Origin of the sequence: Streptomyces sp. NPDC052107 (genome assembly GCF_040680215.1) — a bacterium.
In the GTDB taxonomy this organism is placed as follows: Bacteria; Actinomycetota; Actinomycetes; order Streptomycetales; family Streptomycetaceae; genus Streptomyces.
In genome coordinates, this window is record NZ_JBFAWG010000176.1 from 1 (window position 1) to 6,899 (window position 6,899).

The following is a 6,899-nucleotide window of genomic DNA, read 5'->3' on the forward strand; positions in this document are numbered from 1 at the left end:
GTGGCGAGGGAGTCCAACTCTGTCTTCACACACCGACGTTGGGCTCCCTCCCCTTGTGCGCGCAGCCGATCCCTTGGAATCGATCATCTAGGCCGAGCGAGATGAGGCCAGGGCCCAACTGCACGGCCACGGAGGGCGATCTCAACCGGCTGCCAGGCGCGATCATTCACCATAGACTGCGCTCCATCACGGGACCCGGGGAGGCGCAAGAGTGGCGTCTATGGCAGATCCGACGGTAGGCAATCCAGAGTCGTCACGGCTGTTCTTTGAGTCCGCCCTTCAGGCTGGAACCTGTCTTGGCGGCAGCGCTCCCGTGGTCGTCAGCGTGGTCCGAGTCCATCCTGCAGGGCAGCGTCTCAGTACGGACGATCTCGAAGCGCCAGGATGGGGAGAAGCAGCAGCAGTCGCTACTGCGCAACTTCGTGAGCAACCGGTCGTGCTCGTACCGGATTTGAGTGACCTCATCTCTCACGGCAGCACTTCGGCACCCGGTGATCCACTCGGAGCAGTGGTGGGGGAGATAGCGCCGCCATCTGACACCACGCTGTTTGGCCTTCTGCTACCTGCCTCGTGGATTACATCTCGACGGCACCAGGGCTTCCGGGCGGCCGTGGTACGTCGGTGGCAGCCGGCCGCCGTTCTGTATTCCACCGGAGCCTTTCCCGAGGTGCATCCGTCTGAGCAGCTTGCACTGCTCTATTTGCGTGCACATGCTGCCGAACCGCAGGTTGTGTACGCGTTCCGTGTCCCGCGTACAGGCGATGCAACCACCCTCGACCAAGAGTTGGCATATCTGCTGAGCCTGCCATCCGGGGCAACAGAGCACGGCTACGTGCTCCAACAGCTGTGGCCTGCGGAAGCCAGTTGGCGTTTCGACCCTTCAGCGGCCGCCGCACCCCTGGCCGATGACCCCGAGACGAGCACGAACACAGAGTCAAGCCATACGAACCGCACGGTCGGCGACATGTTCGAACGCGTCAAGACTGTCCGCAAGGACGCTTTGCCGACCTGAGCCCCGGTGCTCCCGGCGCCGTGCGGCTGCTGCGGTTCCGCGACTTCTCCCTCACCGGGACGCTCGTGCCCGCCGAGGCAACGGATGCCGTGTGGGCGGCCATCCCCCAGGAACGGCAGCTGCAGGCCGGCGACATCGTCATGCAGAGCGTGCTCAATCAGTCCGCCACACGCGGACCCGCAGTGGCCGTCATCGCCTCAGAAGACCTGCCCGCTGCGCTCGAGGGCTCGATGAACATCGCGCTCCGCCCCAAACAGCCCGTGGAAGACCACTATCTGCGACTGCTTGCTGCCTACCTCAACTCAGCCGTCTTGCAACGCTATACGACTGGCTCAACGATCCGTCGAATTCAGTGGCCAGTGCTCCAAAACCTCCCCCTGCCCACACCTGACGAACCACTCGCTAACGCGCTGGACGACCTCAACGTCGCACGGCAACGCACCCTGTCCTGGCACCGCGAAGCCACCTCACTGCGGCAATCCACCTTCATCGACGACGACCGCGAAGCAGCCAGGCAACGCATCATCCAAGAAGGCCGCATCCTGCGCCTGCGTGTAGAGGCAGCCGCTCAACTCGACGACATGGGCTACATCTACCGCACAACACTGCCTTACCCCATCGCCATGCGATGGCGCGACGTGGAGGCCAAGGCAAGCCTCGATGACGAGCCAAAGCCCGCCTACGAAGCAGCCCTTGAGACAGCCGAGATCCTCTTTTGCTACTGCGCCCTGGTCGCGGCCGCCCTTGCGCACGAGGAAGGGGCAACCATCCCGCGGATAGCCGTCATTCGCAGGCGTCTCACCTCCGGCGGCACAGCTCCCGGCTTCGGTGACTGGGTTGAAGTCCTGCAAGAACTTCCTTCAGCCGCCAGACATCTGGGACTGCCGCCCAACCACCCTCTGACCGAGTTCGTGTCCTTCGGAGCCGACCAGGACGTGCTCGCAGCCCGAGTGCGACTGTACGGCCTGCGCAACGACGAATCCCACACCCGGCGAGCAGATGCACTCGACTTGCCTGGACTCCTGCAGACCGCACTCGCAGACCTTCGTCTTCTCCTCGAACGCGCCCTCTTTCTGGCAGACCTGCCGCTGGCCCACATCACCGCGCTGCGCTGGGACGCATTGCGGCACAAAGCATCCGTCGATCACCACCGCCTCATGGGCGACCACCCGATCGTGCCGATCAGCACCCTGGAGCAGGACCATCCCGGACTGGAAGTCGGCAGCCTGTACCTGATCGACAGCGAACGACGCTTCCACTTGCTGCGCCCATTCCTCATGCGTCAGCTGTGTCGCAGGTGCCGCGCCTGGTCCACCTTCCACCTCGACCGCATCCACAAGGAGGACGTGCTACTCAAGAGCCTTGAGCACGGCCATTCTTTGAAGGAGCCATCCGTAAGAGAAGCACTGCAGCATGTAGGGCTGCTGTGAAGGCGCCCGACCCAGAACGCTGGCTTCCGGTGTCCTGAGGTAGCCCGACCTTCCGGGACCGCTTTCCACGTGGCTCGGTGTCCGCGAGACGTCGTTTGTTGGCTTGCCGGTCTGTTGGGCCGAACGGCGGTAGGGGTGCGGGCGGCGGGTCGGTTAGGTCGGGGAAGCGCCGAGGAATCTCAGGACGGCGAGAACGCGCCGGTGGTCGGCGTCGGCTGCGGGCAGGTCGAGTTTGGCGAGGATGTTGTTGATGTGCTTGGCCACTGCGCTGTCGCTGACGACCAGGGCCTCGGCGATCCCGGTGTTGGAGCGTCCCTCGGCCATCAGGGCGAGTACCTCCCGTTCGCGTGGCGTCAGCCGATCGAGCGGGTCACTGCGGCGGCGCACGAGCAGCTGGGCGACCACCTGTGGATCCAGTGCCGTGCCCCCGGCTGCAACCCGCCGAACGGAAGCCACGAACTCCTCCACGTCGGCGACGCGTTGCTTGAGCAGGTAGCCGACGCCGCTGGTGTTGGCCGTCAGCAGGTCGGCCGCATACCGCTCCTCGACGTACTGCGAGAGCAGTACCACCGCGGTCTGCGGCCATTGCTTACGGATCACCAGCGCGGCGCGCACGCCTTCGTCGGTGAAGCCGGGTGGCATGCGGACATCGACCAGGGCCAGCCCGGGCCGGTGTTCCTCGACGGCCGCAAGCAGGGCTTCGGCGTCGCCGACTTCGGCGGCGATCTCGAAGCCGGCCATTTCCAGGACCTTGACGAGCCCGACGCGCAGCAGCAGTGAGTCCTCGGCGATCACGGCTCGCATGGCAGCTCCACGGCGATGGTGGTCGGGCCCCCGACCGGGCTGCTGATGTGGAAGGTGCCGTCGACGGAACCGACCCGTTTGGCCAGCCCGCTCAGTCCGCTGCCGGTGGAGGTGTCGGCGCCGCCGATCCCGTCGTCGGTGATGTTCACGCGCAGCATTCTCCCGATCTGTTTGACAGTGACGTCCACGCGGGTGGCGCGGGCGTGCTTGGTGACGTTGGTGAGCGCCTCGGAGACCACGAAGTAGGCGACCGACTCCACGGTGGGCGCCGCTCGCTCCTCGAGGTCGACTCGCAGCCGTACCGGGATCGGTACCCGGGCGGCCAGCCCGGACAGCGCCGCGTCCAACCCGCGGTCTTCGAGGACGGCCGGGTGCAGGCCGCGCACCAGGTCGTTGAGTTCGGCGATGGCCTCCTTCGCCTCGCGATGCGCCTCGTCGATCACGGTGCGGGCCTCGTCCGGCAGGTTGGTGAGGGTGGCCTTGGCCAGGCCCAGGTTGACCGCGAGGGAGACTAGGCGCTGCTGGGTGCCGTCGTGCAGGTCGCGTTCGATGCGGCGGCGTTCGGTATCGACGGCGTCGATCAGGTCGGTGCGGCTCTCGGATAGGTGCTCGACACGCTGCTGAAGCTGCTGGGAGCGGCTGGTCCCGAGCAGCGCGAGCGCGATCCGGGTCTCGGCGCGGGTCACCGGCCCGGTCAGCCAGGGTGCGGCGCACAGCAGCAGCACGCCGGCCGCGGTGTAGTACACCGCTTGGGTCGCGTAGTCGGCATAGTCCAGGCGAACCTGGACCGGCAACATCCAGGCCCACCCGTTGACGGTGACGCCAGCAAGGCCCGCGACCCACGCAGCGAGCACCCCCAGCTCCACCACAGCCAGGAGCGGACCGACAAGCAGGTGGTATCCGGCCTGCCGCCAGGTCTGGGCCACGGATAGCCACCGCAGAGCGCGCCTCAGCCACCCTTGCTCGCGCGCGGCCGGCAGCCGGAGGATCTCCACTCCCAGCAGCACCCGGTAACGGCGTCGCTGCACAGCGGTGAGCGCAAGCACACCGAGCAAGATCAGCACAAACGGGAGCGGGAGCACCGGCCACGCCCTCGACTTCGCGACACTCGCCATCCAGCTCCACAACGGCACCAGCGCAAGGTGCAGCGGAATCCCGGCCGCCAAGAAACCGGTGTCCCGCCGGACCCGAACAACTCTGCGCCGCAGCGCCCGGGGAATCGTCATGGCTCGACCGTAAAACGCCAGGTGAGGGCTATGCCATGCACCGTGCATCCGGATCGATGGTGAAGCTGGCACCACCCTGAGAACGGCACTCGGCATTACTGACTGTGATCGCTGTGCGGCTCAGGCTGAAGGGCATGCAGGAAATCATCGAACTGTTCCCGGAGCCGGACGCCGAGCGCGGCATACGCAGGCCGCACGGCCCGCGCACGGGATCGCTCCCCAGCCCGCAGCGCCGTCGTCCGGACCGCCTTCCAGGCCGACGGCGGGGTCTTGTCCTGGCCGGCTGCGGGGTGGCGCTGCTGCCGTGGCTCGTCGTGTTGGCCACCAGCCTGCCGACCACCTTCCGTGCCTCGCACTGGTCCGCCGCCTGGGTGGGTCTGGACGCGCTGGAGGCGGTCGGCCTGATCACCACAGGTCTGCTGGCTACCCGCGGGGATCGGCGACTGGCACCGGCCGCCGCCGCGACGGCCGCCCTGCTCACCGTCGACGCCTGGTTCGACACGATGACCGCGGCCAGCGGGAGCGAACTGCGCGCGGCGCTGGTCATGGCGTTGTTCGCAGAACTTCCGCTCGCAGCGGTATGCGTCCGCCTGGCGGTTCGAGCGCTGCCCCGCACCCCATGAAACCCGCCACACCGACCCGGGCTGCAACCACGGATACCACAGAACTGGAGAACACCATGGGCTCTGCTGTCCTGACCGCACCGCGCCTGCGCTGGGCCTGCGCCCTCAGTGCCGCTGCCGCCGCAGGCGCCTGGTGGTTCGGCGACAAGGCGCCGTACCCCTACGCCCAACGCAGCCTGCTGGACCTGCCGTTGCCGTTCCTCACATCCGCCCGGCTCGACGCGGTGCTCACCCCGAGCCCGGGCGAGCGGATCCTCGAAGTGGGGCCCGGCACCGGACTGCAGTCGCTGCACATCGCACCGCAACTCGGGCCCCACGGGCAGCTCGACATCCTCGACATCCAACCCGAGATGCTCCGCCACGTGATGCACCGCGCGGGGCAGCGCGCCGTACCCAACATCGTGCCCACCCATGCGGATGCCCGCGAGCTGCCCTTCGACGACGACACCTTCGACGCCATGTATCTGGTGACCGCACTGGGCGAGATCCCGGAACCACAACGGGTGCTCGATGAGGCAGTACGGGTGCTCACCCCCGCAGGACGGCTGGTCGTGGGCGAGTTCTTCGACCGGCACTGGATCCCCTTCGGCCCTCTGCACCGTCTCGCCGACGCGTCCGGCCTGCATCTGAGCACCAGGAGCGGCTCGACCCTCGCCTATCTGGCACGGTTTCAACCCTGCGCCCGATCGCAGCGCTCACTTCGAGGACCTGAGAGCTGATCGGTAGCCCAGCCCAGGTGTTCCGCCTCGGCGGAATCATCCCGTGCCCGGCAGCGGCAGCCGATGCGAACCCACAGCCAGTACAGCACCGCGATGGCGACAGCCGCGCCGGTTAAGCCCACGCCGAGACCCACATGCGCTCATCACTCTGCTGCCGTGGTCATCGCTTCAAGTATCCCGGTAGGGTCCCCGTCTCGGCGTCGATCCGCCAACGACACTCGATCGAGCGACAGCCCACCCTCACTACCGACCGCCCGATCCGCCCACCCCCGGCAGTAGTTCACAATCGCGCGAACCCTGCGCGAGCGCGGCATCGATCTGCTCGTACTCAAGCAGGGCATCGACACCTTCACCCCCACCGGCCGCCTCCCCTTCCACATGCTCGGCGCCATCGACGAGTTCCAGCGCGAACTGATCGTCGAAGGCACACACGAGGGCCTGGCCTCCGCCCGCGCGCGCGGCCGTACCGGCGGCCGCCGCCCCACCCTGACCGCCACCCAAGTCCGCATGGCACGCCAGATGTACGACAGCGAGGAGTACACCGTGCAGCAGATCGCCGACACTTTCCACACCAGCCGCGCCACCGTCTACCGGGCCCTGACCGACGAGGGAGACTTCGCCTACGTCGTCTACCGCAGTGGCAAGACCAAAACCGACTCCGACGGCCGCCACTACGACGAGACCGGACAGGGCGACCGCAGCAAGGCGCAGTACGACGCCGACCGCATGTATTGGCCCCTGGCCGACCACAAACGCCCGCACGCCAAGGCGATGGTCTACGTCGTGGACGGCATCGTGAAGCGTATCCGCCCGAACGAGCCTGACCTCGACGCCTGGAAGCGCCATGGCAGCAAGTGGGAGATTCCCGTCAGTGATCCCATTCTTGACCCTGCCGAGATCGCCGAGAAGTTCCCCACGCTTGGCCTCTCCATCGGGGATGCGCTACCCGCCCAGCGCGGAAAGCTGCGCGAGCACCTTGCCCTGTAAACACCCTTCGGGTCGGTCCGGCGACGGAAGCCGATGCCTCCGGCGGGCCGCCCGCGCTCCGATGACCGGCTGTTACCGGCTCACTTGCCGAAGTACGC

General features: G+C 67.1%; 7 protein-coding genes. 5 read left to right on the forward strand and 2 right to left on the reverse strand.

Features of this window, described 5'->3' with window-relative positions:
* Positions 1-220: 220 nt before the first annotated feature.
* Together AB0M27_RS45910 and AB0M27_RS45915 are read left to right on the forward strand one after the other, a co-directional pair.
* Positions 221-1,012 carry a hypothetical protein gene (locus tag AB0M27_RS45910; RefSeq protein WP_365732055.1) on the forward strand — a complete coding sequence of 264 codons (792 nt, stop codon included), beginning with the start codon at positions 221-223 and terminating at the stop codon, positions 1,010-1,012.
* 20 nt (positions 1,013-1,032) lie between these two features.
* Positions 1,033-2,442, forward strand: coding sequence for a restriction endonuclease (locus tag AB0M27_RS45915; RefSeq protein WP_365732057.1), 1,410 nt, complete (start codon positions 1,033-1,035; stop codon positions 2,440-2,442).
* Positions 2,443-2,595: 153 nt separating this feature from the next.
* Here AB0M27_RS45915 and AB0M27_RS45920 read toward each other — a convergent pair whose 3' ends face one another.
* Together AB0M27_RS45920 and AB0M27_RS45925 are read right to left on the reverse strand one after the other, a co-directional pair.
* Positions 2,596-3,246, reverse strand: coding sequence for a response regulator transcription factor (locus AB0M27_RS45920; protein ID WP_101401131.1), 651 nt, complete (start codon positions 3,244-3,246; stop codon positions 2,596-2,598).
* Positions 3,234-4,472 carry a sensor histidine kinase gene (locus tag AB0M27_RS45925; protein ID WP_365732060.1) on the reverse strand — a complete coding sequence of 413 codons (1,239 nt, stop codon included), beginning with the start codon at positions 4,470-4,472 and terminating at the stop codon, positions 3,234-3,236. The genes AB0M27_RS45920 and AB0M27_RS45925 overlap by 13 nt, the downstream gene beginning before the upstream one ends.
* A gap of 134 nt (positions 4,473-4,606) precedes the next feature.
* On the opposite strand from AB0M27_RS45925, the gene AB0M27_RS45930 reads away from it, so the two are divergent.
* From AB0M27_RS45930 to AB0M27_RS45940, 3 genes are all read left to right on the forward strand, one after another.
* Positions 4,607-5,095 carry a hypothetical protein gene (locus AB0M27_RS45930; RefSeq protein WP_359410435.1) on the forward strand — a complete coding sequence of 163 codons (489 nt, stop codon included), beginning with the start codon at positions 4,607-4,609 and terminating at the stop codon, positions 5,093-5,095.
* Between the two features lie 56 nt (positions 5,096-5,151).
* Positions 5,152-5,814, forward strand: a complete 663-nt coding sequence (locus AB0M27_RS45935) for a methyltransferase domain-containing protein (protein ID WP_359410436.1) — start codon at positions 5,152-5,154, stop codon at positions 5,812-5,814.
* A gap of 285 nt (positions 5,815-6,099) precedes the next feature.
* Positions 6,100-6,801 carry a recombinase family protein gene (locus tag AB0M27_RS45940; RefSeq protein ID WP_365732063.1) on the forward strand — a complete coding sequence of 234 codons (702 nt, stop codon included), beginning with the start codon at positions 6,100-6,102 and terminating at the stop codon, positions 6,799-6,801.
* Positions 6,802-6,899: the final 98 nt, after the last annotated feature.